Annotated in this window: 15 protein-coding genes; 5 read left to right on the forward strand and 10 right to left on the reverse strand. The window is 64.3% G+C overall.

The window, feature by feature from the left end; translation table 11 throughout:
- Positions 1 to 23: 23 nt before the first annotated feature.
- Entirely contained in the window at positions 24 to 1,733 is a 1,710-nt protein-coding gene (locus C8348_RS18865) for a cation:proton antiporter (protein WP_106754856.1), read from the reverse strand.
- Positions 1,730 to 1,957, reverse strand: coding sequence for a helix-turn-helix domain-containing protein (locus C8348_RS18870; protein WP_106754857.1), 228 nt, complete (start codon positions 1,955 to 1,957; stop codon positions 1,730 to 1,732). The genes C8348_RS18865 and C8348_RS18870 overlap by 4 nt, the downstream gene beginning before the upstream one ends.
- A 142-nt stretch (positions 1,958 to 2,099) precedes the next feature.
- Between C8348_RS18870 and C8348_RS18875 the strand changes: the two genes are divergently transcribed.
- The gene (locus tag C8348_RS18875; RefSeq protein ID WP_198647138.1) at positions 2,100 to 2,960 is read left to right on the forward strand and encodes a universal stress protein; all 861 of its coding nucleotides are present in this window, start codon (positions 2,100 to 2,102) and stop codon (positions 2,958 to 2,960) included.
- Between the two features lie 110 nt (positions 2,961 to 3,070).
- Here the strand turns inward: C8348_RS18875 and C8348_RS18880 are convergent, their stop codons facing one another.
- From C8348_RS18880 to C8348_RS18905, 6 genes are all read right to left on the reverse strand, one after another.
- On the reverse strand, positions 3,071 to 3,910 hold the full coding sequence (locus C8348_RS18880) for an inositol monophosphatase family protein (RefSeq protein WP_198647139.1): 840 nt from the start codon (positions 3,908 to 3,910) through the stop codon (positions 3,071 to 3,073).
- Positions 3,907 to 4,752, reverse strand: a complete 846-nt coding sequence (locus C8348_RS18885; RefSeq protein ID WP_198647140.1) for a glycerophosphodiester phosphodiesterase family protein — start codon at positions 4,750 to 4,752, stop codon at positions 3,907 to 3,909. Before C8348_RS18885 ends, C8348_RS18880 begins: the two co-directional genes overlap by 4 nt.
- Positions 4,753 to 4,762: 10 nt before the next feature.
- The gene (locus C8348_RS18890; protein WP_106754859.1) at positions 4,763 to 5,812 is read right to left on the reverse strand and encodes an ABC transporter ATP-binding protein; all 1,050 of its coding nucleotides are present in this window, start codon (positions 5,810 to 5,812) and stop codon (positions 4,763 to 4,765) included.
- A gap of 1 nt (position 5,813) precedes the next feature.
- Positions 5,814 to 6,701, reverse strand: coding sequence for a carbohydrate ABC transporter permease (locus C8348_RS18895; RefSeq protein WP_106754860.1), 888 nt, complete (start codon positions 6,699 to 6,701; stop codon positions 5,814 to 5,816).
- A gap of 1 nt (position 6,702) precedes the next feature.
- A complete protein-coding gene (locus C8348_RS18900; RefSeq protein WP_106754861.1) occupies positions 6,703 to 7,584 on the reverse strand; it encodes a carbohydrate ABC transporter permease in 882 nt (293 codons plus the stop codon).
- Between the two features lie 64 nt (positions 7,585 to 7,648).
- A complete protein-coding gene (locus C8348_RS18905) occupies positions 7,649 to 8,959 on the reverse strand; it encodes an extracellular solute-binding protein (RefSeq protein WP_106754862.1) in 1,311 nt (436 codons plus the stop codon).
- A gap of 115 nt (positions 8,960 to 9,074) precedes the next feature.
- Between C8348_RS18905 and C8348_RS18910 the strand changes: the two genes are divergently transcribed.
- A complete protein-coding gene (locus C8348_RS18910; protein ID WP_106754882.1) occupies positions 9,075 to 10,229 on the forward strand; it encodes an ROK family transcriptional regulator in 1,155 nt (384 codons plus the stop codon).
- Positions 10,230 to 10,600: 371 nt separating this feature from the next.
- The gene (locus C8348_RS18915) at positions 10,601 to 11,383 is read left to right on the forward strand and encodes an alpha/beta fold hydrolase (RefSeq protein ID WP_198647141.1); all 783 of its coding nucleotides are present in this window, start codon (positions 10,601 to 10,603) and stop codon (positions 11,381 to 11,383) included.
- 105 nt (positions 11,384 to 11,488) lie between these two features.
- Here C8348_RS18915 and C8348_RS18920 read toward each other — a convergent pair whose 3' ends face one another.
- Positions 11,489 to 12,499, reverse strand: a complete 1,011-nt coding sequence (locus C8348_RS18920; RefSeq protein WP_244294057.1) for a GlxA family transcriptional regulator — start codon at positions 12,497 to 12,499, stop codon at positions 11,489 to 11,491.
- A 164-nt stretch (positions 12,500 to 12,663) separates the two neighbouring features.
- Between C8348_RS18920 and C8348_RS18925 the strand changes: the two genes are divergently transcribed.
- Positions 12,664 to 13,494: an alpha/beta fold hydrolase gene (locus C8348_RS18925; RefSeq protein ID WP_106754865.1), complete on the forward strand. Its 831-nt coding sequence runs from the start codon at positions 12,664 to 12,666 to the stop codon at positions 13,492 to 13,494.
- A gap of 92 nt (positions 13,495 to 13,586) precedes the next feature.
- Here the strand turns inward: C8348_RS18925 and C8348_RS18930 are convergent, their stop codons facing one another.
- Positions 13,587 to 14,063, reverse strand: coding sequence for an Lrp/AsnC family transcriptional regulator (locus tag C8348_RS18930; protein ID WP_106754883.1), 477 nt, complete (start codon positions 14,061 to 14,063; stop codon positions 13,587 to 13,589).
- A 140-nt stretch (positions 14,064 to 14,203) separates the two neighbouring features.
- On the opposite strand from C8348_RS18930, the gene C8348_RS18935 reads away from it, so the two are divergent.
- Positions 14,204 to 15,223 (forward strand): 1-aminocyclopropane-1-carboxylate deaminase, encoded by a 1,020-nt coding sequence (locus C8348_RS18935; protein ID WP_106754866.1) that lies wholly within the window; start codon positions 14,204 to 14,206, stop codon positions 15,221 to 15,223.
- Positions 15,224 to 15,492: the final 269 nt, after the last annotated feature.

Here is a 15,492-nt window from a genome sequence, read left to right on the forward strand (position 1 = left end):
GACTTGTGGTGAAGTCTTGCGGATCAGGCGGTCGCTCGGCCCTCCGCTGCTATTTCGGGGATCTGCGTCCGTTCTTCTGCCGCGGCACCGCACAGAAGCTCCACAGCCCGGTCGGCTGCATCCTGGAACGGCTCGAGCACCATGTCGGCGCCGGACCCGACAAGGTTGCCGGTGTCCTCGGACGAGTGGGATGTCACAGCGATGCGTCCCTTGAACCCGCCGGCGCGGGTCAGCTGAATGAGGGTCCGCCGGGTGTCCTCGTGACTGAGGCCGGTCGGATGGATCGGCACCGTCGAAACGGCCCAACTGGCTCCGCGCAACGGCAGTTCGGCCACAAACTCAGGGTCGGTCGCATCGCCGAATTCAGCCTCGATGCCCAACTCTCGCCAGCGCTGCACCGCCTGCGGATTGAAATCGACGCCCAGTACACGGATGCCACGCTTGTGCAACCGCATGCCTATGGCCGTCCCGAAGCGGCCGAGGCCGAAAATGATGACCTTGAAGCTGTCGCTCCTGTGAGCCCCGGCATCGGACGGCTCGCGCGTCATAGTCCGGCGCTCGAAAACACCAAGATACGGCTCAAACAGGGCATAGAGCTGGTGCGAATAGGTGATCATGTAGGTCGAGGCCGCGATTGTCACGAGGCCGACCATCGTCACCAGTCCGAGCGCTTCGTCCGCCACATGGCCGAGTGACACGCCCATGGCAATGAAGATCAGCGAGAACTCGCTGATCTGGGCTACAGTCAGCCCCGCCAATAATCCCGTCCGCTTGCTGTAGCCCATGGCCCCCATGATCGCGAGCACGATCAGGGGATTGCCGACCAGCACGAAAAGCGAGAACACGATTGCGCCGGTCACGTGGTTGCCTAGCAGCGACAGATCGAGGGTCGCCCCGAGTGCAATGAAGAAAAACAGGAGCAGGAAGTCCCGCAGCGGTGCAAGCCGGGCTGCAATGGTTTCCCGGTAAGACGTCGAGGCCAGCGCCACACCGGCAAGCAGTCCACCCACTTCCTTGCCCAGGCCGACCAGATCCCCGATGGCAGCAAACATCGCGGCCAGGGCCAGGGCGAATATCACCAGCAGTTCCGGTGCCCGGGCCAGGCGTTCCGTCAAGGGATTGGCGAGGTAACGGACAAAGAGAACGACGGCGGCCACCATCGCCAGGCCGGCCATCATCACCGTCAGGACAGAGCCCTGCCCATGCCCGCCTTCGGCACCCGAGCCGATGCCGATGGCCGACAGGACAATCATCGCGAACACCACGAACAGGTCCTGCACAATCAAGAAGCCAAGCGCGATCTGCCCGTGCAGGGCGTCGATCTCGCGCTTGTCTGAGAGCAGCTTCACGATGATGATCGTGGATGAAAATGTCAGGGCAACAGCCACATAGAGGCTGGTGACATGCCCCAGCCCAAGGGCGAGGCCGATCAGATAACCGAAGAATGCTGTGAACAGGACCTGCCCCAGTCCCGTCATGACCGAGACCACACCCAGTGACCGGATCAGCTTCACATCCAGCTTGATGCCGACCAGAAACAGCAGCACCGCAATGCCGAGTTCCGACAGGAGGCTGATCTGCTCATCGGAATGTACGATGTCGAGTGCGGAAGGGCCGGCAACAAGGCCAACGGCAATGAAACTGACGATCAGGGGCTGCCGCAACACAATGCCGACGAGGCCAATGCCCGTCGCCATGACCAGAAGCAACGCGATCTCGGCAAAAGCAGTCATGCGTCATGGTCCTTGATGCGCAGCGCCTCGCCGCTTCCGGCGAGCCTTGGCACCGTTTCATGACGGCGCAAAAACAGATCGAGGTCGCAGTCGGCGATCCGCCACCCTTTGCCGATATCGATGGCGCGCAGGTCTCCCGTCTTGATCCAGTGACGGACCGTCGCCTCGGCAATCTGCAACCGGTCCGCCACGTCCTTTACCGTCTGATATCTGTCGCTTGGCATCGCCGAACGCTCCTGACCTCACTTTTGTGAAGCATAGCGACGTTTGGCATCTGTTGATTGAGCTGGATCAATTCACCTCAGGTTGATGCGTGTTTGGATCAACAAGACGAGACATAAACTGCGGGAACGGAGACACGGACCAATGCAGCGGATCATGCTGGCCACGGATTTTTCCGAACGCTCCGACCGCGCCTTGCGCCGAGCGGTGCTGCTTGCGCACCAGACCGGAGCTGTGCTCGATCTCCTGCATGTCGTGGATGATGATCGGCCGCGCCGCATCGTCGACCATGAGCTTGCAGATACGCGCATGCTGCTGCGGGATCTGGCTCAGTCGCTGCAGGATGTTGATGGGATCCGCTGCGAGACCAGCGTCACGCTCGCCGACCCGTTCTCCGGCATTGTCAAGGCTGCTGCCGAGCGCCGGCCCGACCTGCTGATCCTTGGTCCGCACCGACGTCAGGTCCTTCATGATGCCTTTGTCGGCACCACAGCTGAACGGACGATCAGATCCGTCGACTGCCCGGTCCTGATGGTCAATGGCCCGCCGGTCGGCCCCTGGCGTCATGTCCTGCTGACCACGGATCTGTCAGATGCCTCCAGAACGGCACTCAGCCAGTTCGCAGGGCTCGACCTTGCCGCATCCGCCCGCTGCAGCATCCTGCATGTCTTCGAAGCCTCGGTGCTGCGCCTGGCAATGGCCGGCACAGTAGCCGGCGCAGACCGGGAGAGCTTCCTGGAAGGCCAGCGCAGCACGTCCCGTCGCCAGCTGGCCGAGTTCCTCCAAGGCTTGTCCCCGCTTCAGGCCGATTTGCATGTCCGGCATGATGAAAGCGATTGCGCAACCGAAGTCCTGACGGCCGCGCGGGAGTTCCATGCAGATTTGCTTGTCGTGACCGCCCACGGCAAGAACGCCCTTGCGCGCTTCATCCTTGGCAGTGTGACTTCAGACATCCTGAAGTCCGCTGAGATCGATGTCCTGACGCTGCCGGTGAGGCCAGGCTAAAAGTCGCGGCCGGCAGGGCGCCGGACAGTTGCGCCGCTGCCGCCCGTCCCCTCCGGTCGAGAGTAACTTCACCACCTGCAGAAGCGTCAGGCCGCTGCAACGTTGCGCTGCTAACCTTGAGCGAACCCAAGGCGATCGCGAACCTCACCATGAACCTCGGGCGAGGCGGCGGCAATCAACGGGCCTTTCGGGACGTTGGCACCGCGATAAGGGGAGCCGTCGGCCAGCCTCGCGATGCCACCGGCCTCCTCCACCGCCAGGGCACCGGCGATGTGATCCCAGGGCTGCAGACTGGCGCTCACGTTGAAGTCGACGCGCCCCTGCGCCAGCAGGCGGTACTCGTGGCAGGAACAGCGCAGCGACGTCGCCCGGCCAAGTTCAGCCATGCCTGCGGCGATGCGCGGCCGGTCTTGCCTTGGAAACAGGAACAGCGGCACGAAGCCGGCAACGCCCTGCTCCGCCGTGGCCGGCTGTACCGACAGCCGTTCCGGCTCGCTGCCCGGCCGGGCAAAGAACGCACCTGCCCCACGCTCGGCCATGACCCAGTCATCGCCGAGCGGATCATAAAGCAGGCCGAACACCGGCTCGCCGCGCCTAAGCACCGCGATGATGACGCCGAACACCGCAAGGCCATTGGCGAAGTTCCAGGTGCCGTCGACCGGATCGCAGACAATCGCAAGTTCCGCCTGCGGCAACGCCTCCAGCAGGCTCCGGTCGGCGGAGACCGCCTCCTCGCCAAGGAACAAAGCTTGCGGCATCAGGCGCGTGCAGGCCACGCGCAGGCGCTCTTCCATCTGCCGGTCCGCTTCGGTCACCAGATCATCCGGCGCGGACTTTGCCGCAATCATGTCGGAGGAGAGCCTGCGGAAGCGCGGCAGAATTTCTTCCGCCGCACCCGCGCGCACCTCGTCGATCAGCCAGTCCCAGATTTTGGGCGACGGTGTCGTCAAGCTGCAGCTCCCTGCCGTTTGATCCAGGCGGAAAGAAGATCAGGAATGTCCGTCTGGAAGACAGAGACCCCGGCTTCGACCAGAACACCCCAGATCGCATCCGGTTCATGCGCCGCGCGGCTGTCGTTGAGACCGACCGAGCAGACGGGATCGAGCGTATTGACCCAGACCGAGGTGCCGCCTGCATTGAGCTGGACAGCCGCCGCACGAAGGGTGTCGAGGCTGTCGAACTTCATTTCGGTCATCACCGCACCGCTTTCCAGCACGCGCGCGACATCATCGACCCAGGTCTCGGTCGTCAGGCGAAGCATCGGCATGACCATGACGCCCGTCGTCGCCTCGATGTGGCGCAACCGGTCAAGGTCCTCGGCCGTGCGCAAAGGGAACTTGACGTTCACCCGGGACGCGGCACCCAGCTTGGCAGCCATTTCGGCGACCTTTTCAATCAGGTGCGGGTGCTTCACATCGAGATCGAGAAAGCCGCACCCTTCCGCCTGCGCCAAAACCTCAGCAAGGGTGGGAACCGGCTCATCCGAGACGGCTGCATCGCTGCCGCCGTCGCGCTCGCGCAGCCTGAAGCTTGCCAGCTCAGCCATCGTTCTGTCCGAAGCCGCACCGGTTTCGCCGGTCATCCGCTCCAGCGTGTCGTCATGCATCAGGAACAGAACGCCGTCGGCGCTCTCCTGGATATCGATCTCGACGATCTGATGCCCGGCATCGAAGGCGCGGCGGATGGCGAGAAGGCTGTTCTCTGGACCGACGGTCCAGGCCCCACGATGGGCAACAATCAACGGCTGGCGGTTCTTGCGGGCAACGAAGTCACGGTAATTCAACAACGACATGTCCTTTCGGTCAGGATCCAAGGCGAACGCCGGTTTCGGCGTCGAAGAGATGCAGGGCGTGCTCGGCAATACCGAGGCCGGCATCGGTGGGAACCGGCCTTCCGGCCGGAGACTGCACGGCGACCTTCTGGCCGTCGGGAAGACGGAAGACCTGGACGATATGCGAGCCAAGATCTTCCCGGTGAAGCGGGACAAGCGATGCCCCTCCAGCGTCCAGAACCACAGCCTCCGGCCGGACGCCGGCCAGAACAGCGCCTTTGTGCGTGGAGGCGACCAGCGGTGTGCCATCACCAAGCCGCAGCCAGGTGCCGTCGCCCGTGGCTGCAATGAGGCTCATCGGCGGATGGCCGATGAAGCTGGCGACGAAGCGCGTGGCCGGGCGGTGGTAGATGTCAGCCGGAGTTCCGATCTGTTCGACCCGGCCAGCGTTCATGACGACAATCTGGTCAGCCAGCGTCAGCGCTTCGGCCTGGTCGTGGGTCACGAAGACCGTCGTCGCGCCGATGCGGCGATGCAGGTCGGCGAGTTCCGCCCGGGTTTCATGGCGCAGCAGCGCGTCGAGGTTCGACAGCGGCTCGTCAAACAGCATCACCTGCGGCGCCCGCACGATGGCGCGGGCAATCGCCACGCGCTGGCGCTGCCCGCCCGACAGTTCCGAAGGGCGGCGGGCCAGATAGTCGCCGAGGCCGACGACGCGGGCGGCCTCCGCAATCCGGGCCATGCGTTCGCGGCGCGGCACACCGGCGACTTTCAGCGGATAGCCGATGTTGTCGCCCGCGGTCATGTGCGGATAGAGCGCATAGGACTGGAACACCATGGCGCAGCCCCGCTCGCGCGGCGGCAGGTCCTGCACTTTCCGTCCGCCGATCTCGATCTCCCCGCCTGAGACTGCTTCCAGCCCGGCAATCAGGTTCAGCAGCGTGGACTTGCCGCAACCGGACGGCCCCAGGATCACGGTGAAGGCGCCGGCGGTGAAGGTCAGGTCGAGCGGTGGCAGCACCTCGGTCGTGCCAAAGCGCTTGGCAACGCCTTTCAGCGCGATTTCAGCGGCTTGTGTCATGTCATTTCTCCGAGAGGGCATAGCCGCGCACGATGAAGCGCTGCAGCAGGGCAACCATGGCCAGCGGGATGGCCGAGACGACGAGGGCGCCGGCCATGATCAGCGGATAGTCCGGCACCGCCCCCGGCATGTCGTTGGCCAGCCGGGACAGCCCGACGACGGCCGTCTGCATGTCGGGCCGCGAGGCGGCCACCAGCGGCCACAGGTATTGGGTCCAGCCGCCGAGGAACATCATGATGAACAGGGCGATGAGCGGCGCGCGCGACAACGGCAGGAGGATGTCGAGCGCAAAGCGGACCGGCCCCGCCCCGTCCATCACGGCGGCCCTTGGCAGGTCGCGCGGCATCGCCATGAACGCCTGACGGAACAGAAATGTACCGGTCCCATGCGCCACCAGCGGGGCGGCGAGCCCGAACCAGGTGTCCAGCACCGAAAGGCGCATCAGCGGCCCGATGCCGAACAGGTCCAGCACGAGGTTCACCGGCATGCCGACATCGGCGGCGACCTGATAGGTGGTGATCACCCGCAGGTCGAGCGGCAGCATGATGGTGACCAGCGTCAGGGCAAACAGCGCCCCGCCCCAGCGGATCTGGAAGAACACGATCGCCAGCGCGGTCATGAAGGCGAAGACGCACTTCAGCGTCGCGACCAGCATGGCCGCAACGAAGGAGTTGACCAGTTGGCCGGGGAGTGCCGTCTCCTCGAACACGCGGGCGATGTTGACGAGGAGTTGGTCGCCCGGCAGCCAGCTCAGGCCGCCGGTCAGCACGGTTTCATAGGCCTGTGTGGCCGTGACGAGCGCGAGGACGAGCGGCAGCAGGACAAACCCTATGCCGAGCGCCAGAATGAGACCGGCGACGCGGTCGATGCTTTTGGTGTTCTCGACCATGTCAGCGCTCGTATCTCACGCGGCGTTCCAGAACGAGGAACTGGAAGGCCGTCAGGATCAGGACAAAGATCATCAGCAGGGCCGTCTGGGTCGCAGCGCCCGAGAGGTCATAGCCACGGAAGCCGTCCACGTAGATTTTATACACCAGAAGTGTAGTAGATCCGCCCGGACCACCCTCGGTCATCGAGTCAATCAGGCCAAAGGCACCGGTGACGCTTTCGGTGAATTCGAGGGCGAAGGTCAGGAACAGCTGCGGCGCGATCAGCGGCAGCTGGACGTCGCGCACCCGGCGCCACGGCCCTGCCCCATCGAGCGCGGCCGCCCTGTGCAGCACCTGCGGCACGGCCTGGAGGCCGGAGAGCAGCACGACGAAGTTGAACGGGATCCCGCCCCAGACATGGGCCACGACAATCATCGTGAAGGCGTCCGCCCCGTCGATGCGCGGGTTCCAGATCCCCGGAAACACCGCATTGAGCGGCGCCAGCAGGCCCAGGAACGGATTGAAGATGAAGACGAACACAAGTCCGATCGAGGCCCCGGCCACGCCTTTGGGCCAGACCAGGATGTTGCGCGCCGGCTGGCTCAGCCGGATGTGCCGGTCCGCAGCGAGCGCCAGGATCAGCGGGATGACGATGGCCAGCGTCGAGCCGATCACCATGAAGACAAAGGTCAGGCGCAGCGAACGCCAGAACTCCGGATCGGCCAGCACTCTTGCGTAGTTCTGCAGGCCAACGAACTCCGATCCCCCGCCGAACGGACGCTCCAGCGTGAAGGACCAGTAGAAGGCGAGATAGACCGGCAGATAGAAGAACAGCGCGATCAGCAGCGTCTGCGGCAGCACAAGAGCAAAGGCCAGCCAGCGCTGGGGAAACAGGGCGAGCATCAAGGATCCTTCCGGGAAAAAGACCAGCCCCTGACGCGCATGGCCAGGGGCTGGGCCACTCTGCTTACGGCAGGGTCACGCCGGCATAGGTCGCCTGGAAGCGGCGCAGCAACTCGTCACCGCGGGTCTTGGCGCCGTCGAGCGCGGCCTGCATCGGCTTTTCGCCGTTGAAGGCCTTCTGCGTCTCTTCCATGAAGATGTCGCGGAACTGGACGAAGAAGCCGAGCCGGATGCCGCGGCTGTACTCGTTGCCGGCCACGTCCATCGAGCCGACGCCCAGCTCTGCCACGGCAAAGGCCGGATCCGAGGCCCGGTCGGTCGTCTTGATCAGGTCAAGCGCGGCCTGGGTCACTGGCACGTAGCCGGTCGCCTTGACGAACTCGAGCTGCGGGGCCGGGTCGCGCAGGAAGTCGAGGAAGGCGCGCGCAGCCTTGATCTGGTCCTCGCCATGCCCCTTCATCACATAGATGGAGGCACCGCCAACCAGCGTGTTGCGCCGCTCAACGCCCTCGTACATCGGCGCCAGACCCACCATCAGCTTGTCGCCGAGCGCGGCGAGATGGCTGGAATAGCCGCCCGTCGAGTTCTCGACCATGGCGCATTCGCCGGCGTTGAAGGCATCGGCGAACTTGCCGGCGCGGGTGTCGGCCGCAAGACGGACGAGCCCGTCCTTGCGCCAGCCGGCAAGGTTTTCCATGTGCTTGGCCGGCAGGCCGGCATTGAAGGCATATTCCGCGTCAAGGCCGGCAAAGCCGTTGCCCTTGGTGGCGACCGGTGCGCCGTGACGGGCCGCAAACTGCTCCAGCACGCGCCAGGGATGGCCGTCGGTGGCATAGGGGCAGGCATGGCCGGCATCGCGCAGCTTGGTGGCGACCTCGATCACGCCTTCCCAGGTGGTCGGCAGTTCGCTGACGCCAACCGAGGCGAGCGCCTCACGGTTGCCGTAGAAGATCAGCGTCGAGGCATTGTAGGGCTGCGACCACAGCGCGCCCTTCGACGTCTCGTAATAGGAGCGCGCGCCGCCGATGTAGCTGTTCCAGTCGACGTCAGGCAGAACCTCGGAGACAGGCACCACGGCGTTCGACAGCAGCAGGTCGAGCGTGCCGGCGTCGAAGAACTGGATCAGCACCGGATGGGTTTTTGAACGATAGGCGGCGATTGCCTTCTGCATGGCAACCTCATAGCCGCCCTGCCCGACGCAGGTGACCTTGTGCTCGCTCTGGGCGGCATTGAAACCGGCGCAATTGGCCTGGATGGCCTCTTCGATCTTGCCGGTATTGCCATACCAGAATTCGAAATTGGCGGCGTTGACCGGATTGGACAGGGCGGTGCAGGCCAGCGCGCACAGCGCGGCGGCAGTGGCTCGAACAGTCATGACGGCTCCTCATGGAACGGTGGTGAAGGCATGCAGATTACTACACTTTGAGTGTGACAATGCCGTGACGCGGGACGCCTTTGCAGCCGGCCTGCCCTGTGCTTTAAATCCGGCCATGACCTATGATCCCGTCTCCCTGATCTCGCCCCGCTTCCTGCGCTCCAGCGACCCGTGTGAGGTCGTCTCTGACAACGAGCGCGCCCTCTTGCGCCTCGCGCGGGCCTATCCGGGTCATTCCCGCTCCGAGATCGCCGCGCGCCTGCCGCTGGCGCAGCAGTCGGTGCACCGGATCATTGATGCCCTCGCCGAACGCGGCCTGATCCTGCTCGGCAGCCCAAGGCCCGGCACCGGCCGCGGTCAGCCGAGCCCGACCGTGTCCCTCAATCCGGAATTCGCCTGGACGGTGGGCCTGTCGGTCAACACCGACCGGGCAGGCCTCTGCCTGATGCCCTTTGCCGGCCCGGCCGAGACGGTGTCCGTCGACATTGGCGGACAGACCTTGACCGGCAGCCTCGACCGCATCCAGACCCGGCTTACACAGCTCCTCGCCCAGCGCGGCGTTGCCGCCGAAAAGATCCTGGGGCTGAGCCTCGGCATTGCCGGCTACCGCATCGAAGGCACCACCTACAACGCGCCGCTGCCCTTGCATGACTGGTCACTGATCGAGCTGGGGCCGCTGCTGTCGCGCCGCTTCAACCTGCCGGTCTGGGTGGAAAACGGCGCCAGCACCGCCGCCGTCGGCGAGGCGATGCTGGGCGTTGGACGCCACATTCAGAGCTTTGCCTATCTGTCGTTCAACTACGGCTTCGGCGGCGGGCTGATCCTGAACGGCGAGCTATATGCCGGCTCGAACGGCAACGCCGGCGAGTTCAGTGGCCTGGCCGATGCGGAAGGGCACAAGCGACGCCCCGCCCTGCACCTGCTCATTGCCCGTCTCGAGGCCGAGGGCATGCATGTGCCAAGCCTGGAATGGCTGAGGCGCAACTTCCGGCCCGACTGGCCCGGCGTCGAGGCCTGGGTCGATGACGTCACGCCCTTCACCAACACGCTGCTCAATGCCATCTGGTCGGTGATCGACCCGCAGGCCATCGTCTTCGGCGGTGAGGTGCCGCGCAAGCTCGCCGACATGCTGATCGAGCGCGTCACCTTCAACAACAGCCCGCGCTACGGCAACCGCCGCCGGACGCCCAAGCTCATCGTCTCGGACCTCGAAGGCGAACCCTCCGCCGTCGGCGCCGCCGCCCTGCCCTTCAAGACCTGCGTGTTCTGACCGGCGTCCTCACACTGATCGATCCGGCGTCGGATTTTGCATCTGACTGAAGACCCTGACCGACCCGTTCCGGCGCGCCATCGCATTGATCTTCAACGCCGCGAGAGTCTCGCCGTCCGCCAAGCCGGCTTGAGCGACTGGAAGAATCTTCCGCTCCAGCCCTCATACGCGAGACAGACATTCATCATTTTGCGGCAGCGCTGGTTTTCACTTCATTTTTCGCCGAACTATGGAAGCACCCCTCGAGGGTTCTTCGGTACATTTGTCTTGTCCGGATCCTGACCAAGCTTTTCCACCGGCGCCATCCAGATGGCGCAGGGCAAGCACCGGCTTCTCAAGCCGATCAAAGTCTTATCGCAAGGATGCAAGAAATGATCTCACGTCTGAAGACAACGGTCTCGGCCGTCGTTGCACTCGCATGCCTGACGCCAGCCGCGATGGCCGACGGCGTCATCCCCGCAGATCAGACCGTCAGGAATGTCGTTCTGGTTCACGGCGCCTTTGCAGATGGCTCGGGCTGGCGCGGGGTCTATGATGACCTGACCGCGCGTGGCTATCGGGTCAGCATCGTCCAGAACCCGCTCACCTCGCTTGACGATGACGTTGCCGCAACCCGCCGGATCCTCGACCGGCAGGAGGGCCCGACACTGCTGGTGGGCCATTCCTATGGCGGCACAGTCATCACGCAGGCCGGCACGGCCGACAAGGTGGCAGGGCTGGTCTATGTCTCCGCGCTTGCCCCCGACGTCGGCGAGAGCACAGGTGACCAGTTCAAGGAGATCCCGCCGCCGGCCGAATTCGTGATTGAAACCGGTGCGGACGGGTTCGGCTTCGTCAATCTTGACAAGTTCAAGATCGGCTTCGCCGGCGACACGAGCGATGCGGATGCTGCGTTCCTGCGCGACAGCCAGGTCCCGATCAACATGGCCATCTTCGGCACCAAGGTGACCGAAGCCGCCTGGCGCAACAAGCCAAGCTGGGCCGTCATCGCCACGGAAGACAAGGCCATTGATCCCAAGCTGTTGCGGCACACCGCCGAACGCATCGGCGCGTCGATCGTCGAGGTCAAGGCCAGTCACGTTCCGTTCGTGACGCAACCGGCTGCGGTCGCAGCGGCCATCGATGCGGCAGCGCGCGGCGCGGCTCGCAACTAAGTACCAATGTCCGGGCTGCCGGCCAGAACGGCAGCCCGGGCGTCGCTTGTGGCAGTTCAGCTCGCGATCCAGAACTTGAGAGGACCGGCCATGCCAGATCCTTGCCTAGTGCCCCTCCGCCGCAATGCCGAACTGCTGCCGATAGGCAGCAGGCGGCAGGCCGGTGAGTTTCTGGAACAGCTTGCGGAAGGCGGCGGGATCGGAGTAGCCGACGTCCCAGGCGATGCGGTCGACGGGGACCAGTGTCCGCTCCAACGCCTCGCGCGCCTTGGCGATCCGAACCTGTTGCAAGTACTCGACCGGCGTCATCCCGGTCGCGGCGCTGAACCGGCGCAGGAATGTCCGCCCGGTCATGCCGATGCCGTCGGCCAGATCGGAAACGCCCTGCAGGCTCGCGGCCTCGGCATGGATGCGGTGCTGGCACTGCCGGATCGCATCGTCGCCGTGGTCCAGCTTCGGAATGAACTGCGCAAATGGGCGCTGACTGTTGCGCGGCGGCTCGATCAGCAGGAACCGGGCCGTGGCCAGCATCGTTGCCGGGCCCAGCAGCCGCCCCACCAGCGTCAGCCCCAGGTCGGCCCAGGCCAGGATGCCACCGGCCGTCATGATGTCGCCCTCGTCGACGACCATGTTCTCGTCGGCAAGCTGCACCTTTGGAAACCGTTTCGCCAGCTGCTGCGCAAAAGCCCAGTGCGTCGTGGCGCGGCGGCCATCCATCAGTCCGGTCTCGGCCAGGACAAACGCGCCGGCACAGACCGAACACAATGTTGTCCCGGAGCGGTGCTGCTCCTTCATCCACTGCGCCGCACTGGGCACAGGCGCCATGCGGTCCGGCATGATCAGGCTTGGCGGGGCAATCACATGGCTCAGCCGATGCGCCTTGCCGGGATGGCTGTCCCAAACAGGCTCCACACCGGCCTCACTTGCCTGCCAATGCGACACACGAATGGCGCGCGGCGGCTCGCCGGTCCACTCGCCGGCAATCCGGAACAAGTCCGTCAGCCCATGGATCGCCGCCAGCTGGCAGTCCGGATAGATCAAAAGGCCGATCTCGGCCACGAGGGTTGGCGCCTGCATCATTGTCCGTTTTGCCCCGATCATTGTCTTTTTCGCCACGCCCTTTCGTACGGGCTACGGCGTAGCTTGTCCATGCCAAACAGAAAGGGATCGCAATGACCTTCGACCTCACGCGGCGAACTCTTCTTTCCACCGGGGCCGGCGCTGCTGCCCTTCTCATGTTGAACCGGGCCCATATTGCCCAAGCAAAAGGAGAATTGACCATGGCTACGATCAAGACGCAGGACGGAACCAATATCTTCTACAAGGACTGGGGCCCGAAGGACGCACAGCCCGTCGTTTTCCATCACGGCTGGCCGCTGTCCGGCGACGACTGGGACAATCAGATGCTGTACTTCCTGGACAAGGGCTACCGCGTCATTGCCCATGACCGTCGCGGCCATGGCCGCTCCGATCAGACCGACACCGGCAACGACATGGACACCTACGCCAATGACGTTGTCGAGCTGGCCCGCGCCCTGAACCTCAAGAACGCGATCCATATCGGACATTCCACCGGCGGCGGCGAAGTGGCACGCTACGCGGCCCGGGCCGAGAAGGGCCGTATCGCCAAGGCGGTCCTGATCGGCGCCGTTCCCCCGGTGATGGTCAAGTCGCCGGCCAATCCGGACGGCATCCCGCTCGAGGTGTTCGACGGCTTCCGCGCGGCGCTGATCGCCAACCGGGCGCAGTTCTTCCTCGACATCCCCAGCGGCCCGTTCTTCGGCTTCAACCGCGAAGGTGCCAAGGTCAGCCAGGGCCAGATCCAGAACTGGTGGAGACAGGGCATGATGGGCGGCGCCAAGGCCCACTACGACTGCATCAAGGCCTTCTCGGAAACAGACTTCACGGAAGACCTGAAGGCCCTCACCATTCCGGTCCTGCTCATGCACGGCGAGGATGACCAGATCGTTCCGATCGCGAACTCCGCGCACAAAGCGATCAAGCTTCTGAAGAACGGCACGCTGAAGACCTATCCCGGTCTCTCGCACGCCCCCTTTGCGACGCACCCGGAAGTGATCAATCCGGATCTTCTGGCCTTTGCCCGCAGCTAACCCCCACCAGGCTGCGCAAGACCAGCGGAGCAATCAGGGAGGTAGGTGCGCCTGCCTCCTTGATTGTCTGCCACAGCGCGCCGCTTGCCGCCTCAGAACGGCAGCGGCGCGTTGTCCTTGACTTCCTTGAGGACAAAGAAGGTCCGGATCTGCCGCACGCCCGGCAACGCAATCAGTTGCTTGCCATGCAAGAGGTTGAAGCCCGCCATGTCGCGCACACGGATCTTCAGCAGATAATCAAAATCGCCAGCGACCAGGTTGCAGTCCAGCACCTCTTTCATCGCGCCGACCGCCTTCTCGAACTCCGCAAAACTCTCGGGCGTCGAGCGGTCAAGCACCACCCCTACCATCACCAGCGCCCCCAGCCCGACGGTTGCCGGCGCAATTTGCGCCCGGACCGAGGCGATATACCCCTCGTCAAACAACCGCTGCGTCCGCCGATGGCAGGTGGCAGCGCTGGCGTTGACCATCTTGGCCAGATCGGCATTCGCAAGCCTGCCATCCTTCTGCAGCGCGCGCAGGATGTTGCGGTCCATGCGGTCCAGCTCGTGCTTGGAAGTTTCTTTCATTTTGATGCTCTCGATGAGATCAGAAGCCATCAGTTCTTCTGATTGATCGCTCATTTGACCCACAAATGACCGAAGAATGGAAGCTCATTTTCTTCCGCGCTTGCTAGTCTTTTCGTGGCTGAAACCACGGAGACTGATCCATGTCACTGCTTGAAAAATTCGACCGCTACCCGCTGACCTTCGGTCCGACCCCGATCGAGCATCTGCCGCGCCTGACCGATGCGCTCGGCGGCAAGGTGCAGATCTATGCCAAGCGCGAGGACTGCAACTCGGGCCTGGCCATGGGCGGCAACAAGCTGCGCAAGCTGGAGTACATCGTGCCGGACGCCATTACCTCCGGCGCCGACACGCTGGTGTCCATCGGCGGCGTCCAGTCAAACCATACGCGCATGGTCGCCGCCACCGCGGCAAAGATCGGCATGAAGTGCGTCGTCGTTCAGGAAAAATGGGTGCCGCACTATGACGCCGTCTATGACAGGGTCGGCAATATCCTGATGACGCGGCTGATGGGCGCAGATTCCCGGCTGGTGGAGGACGGGTTTGACATCGGCATCCGCCAGAGCTGGGAAAACGCGATCCAGTCCGTCCGCGATGCCGGCGGCATTCCCTATGCCATCCCGGCCGGCGCCAGCGTCCACAAGTTCGGTGCACTCGGCTACATCGGTTTTGCCGAAGAGGTTGCAGAGCAGGAAAAGGCGCTCGGCTTCCAGTTCGATTACATCGTCGTCTGCGTGGTGACGGGCTCGACGCAGGCCGGCATGATCGTCGGCTTCGCCGCACAGGATCGGGCAGACCGGGTGATCGGCATCGACGCCTCTGGCACACCCGACCAGACCCGCGCGCAGGTCCGGCAGATCGTCGATGCATCTGCCGCACTGGTTGAACTGGGGCGCGAAATCCGCGAGGACGAAATCGTCATCTACAACGACTACGCCTACCCCGCTTATGGCGTTCCCTCGGACGAGACGAACGAAGCCATCCGCCTGGCCGCCCGCACCGAGGCGATGATCACCGATCCGGTCTACGAGGGCAAATCGATGCAAGGGATGATCGACCTCATCCGCAAGGGCGTCTTCCCGGACGGTGCCCGCGTCCTCTACGCCCATCTCGGCGGCGCGCCGGCAATCAACGGCTACAGCTACTACTACCGGGAAGGCTGACGCCCTTGCACAAAAGCGCGAGAGGCCGCCCCCGGCCGCTCGTCTGCCTTCGTCCGGGTGGACCCGCGCCATCCGGACAAACGGACGCGCCTCGCCCTGATCGATGACCTCAGCCGCCTGGCGGCCGCACGCGGCGCACGCATCCTCACGTTCACCGGTCTCCTCGGCCTGCGCATCGAGCCCAGCCCCAGCCTCACCATGTCAATGCGGTGATCCTGGACCTTGCCGCCATCGACAACGGCCGCTCCATGCGCGCCCTCAGCGCCTTC

Source organism: Pannonibacter carbonis (assembly GCF_003012935.1).
Lineage (GTDB): Bacteria > Pseudomonadota > Alphaproteobacteria > Rhizobiales > Stappiaceae > Pannonibacter > Pannonibacter carbonis.

Excerpts from the sequence above, each read along its gene's own strand:
- C8348_RS18870 (WP_106754857.1), bottom strand. The coding sequence starts at position 1,957 with ATGCCAAGCGACAGATATCAGACGGTAAAGGACGTGGCGGACCGGTTG.
- C8348_RS18895 (WP_106754860.1), bottom strand. The coding sequence starts at position 6,701 with ATGGTCGAGAACACCAAAAGCATCGACCGCGTCGCCGGTCTCATTCTG.
- C8348_RS18915 (WP_198647141.1), top strand. The coding sequence starts at position 10,601 with ATGATCTCACGTCTGAAGACAACGGTCTCGGCCGTCGTTGCACTCGCA.
- C8348_RS18905 (WP_106754862.1), bottom strand. The coding sequence starts at position 8,959 with ATGACTGTTCGAGCCACTGCCGCCGCGCTGTGCGCGCTGGCCTGCACC.
- C8348_RS18900 (WP_106754861.1), bottom strand. The coding sequence starts at position 7,584 with ATGCTCGCCCTGTTTCCCCAGCGCTGGCTGGCCTTTGCTCTTGTGCTG.
- C8348_RS18935 (WP_106754866.1), top strand. The coding sequence starts at position 14,204 with ATGTCACTGCTTGAAAAATTCGACCGCTACCCGCTGACCTTCGGTCCG.
- C8348_RS18930 (WP_106754883.1), bottom strand. The coding sequence starts at position 14,063 with ATGAAAGAAACTTCCAAGCACGAGCTGGACCGCATGGACCGCAACATC.
- C8348_RS18910 (WP_106754882.1), top strand. The coding sequence starts at position 9,075 with ATGACCTATGATCCCGTCTCCCTGATCTCGCCCCGCTTCCTGCGCTCC.
- C8348_RS18925 (WP_106754865.1), top strand. The coding sequence starts at position 12,664 with ATGGCTACGATCAAGACGCAGGACGGAACCAATATCTTCTACAAGGAC.
- C8348_RS18875 (WP_198647138.1), top strand. The coding sequence starts at position 2,100 with ATGCAGCGGATCATGCTGGCCACGGATTTTTCCGAACGCTCCGACCGC.
- C8348_RS18865 (WP_106754856.1), bottom strand. The coding sequence starts at position 1,733 with ATGACTGCTTTTGCCGAGATCGCGTTGCTTCTGGTCATGGCGACGGGC.
- C8348_RS18885 (WP_198647140.1), bottom strand. The coding sequence starts at position 4,752 with ATGTCGTTGTTGAATTACCGTGACTTCGTTGCCCGCAAGAACCGCCAG.
- C8348_RS18890 (WP_106754859.1), bottom strand. The coding sequence starts at position 5,812 with ATGACACAAGCCGCTGAAATCGCGCTGAAAGGCGTTGCCAAGCGCTTT.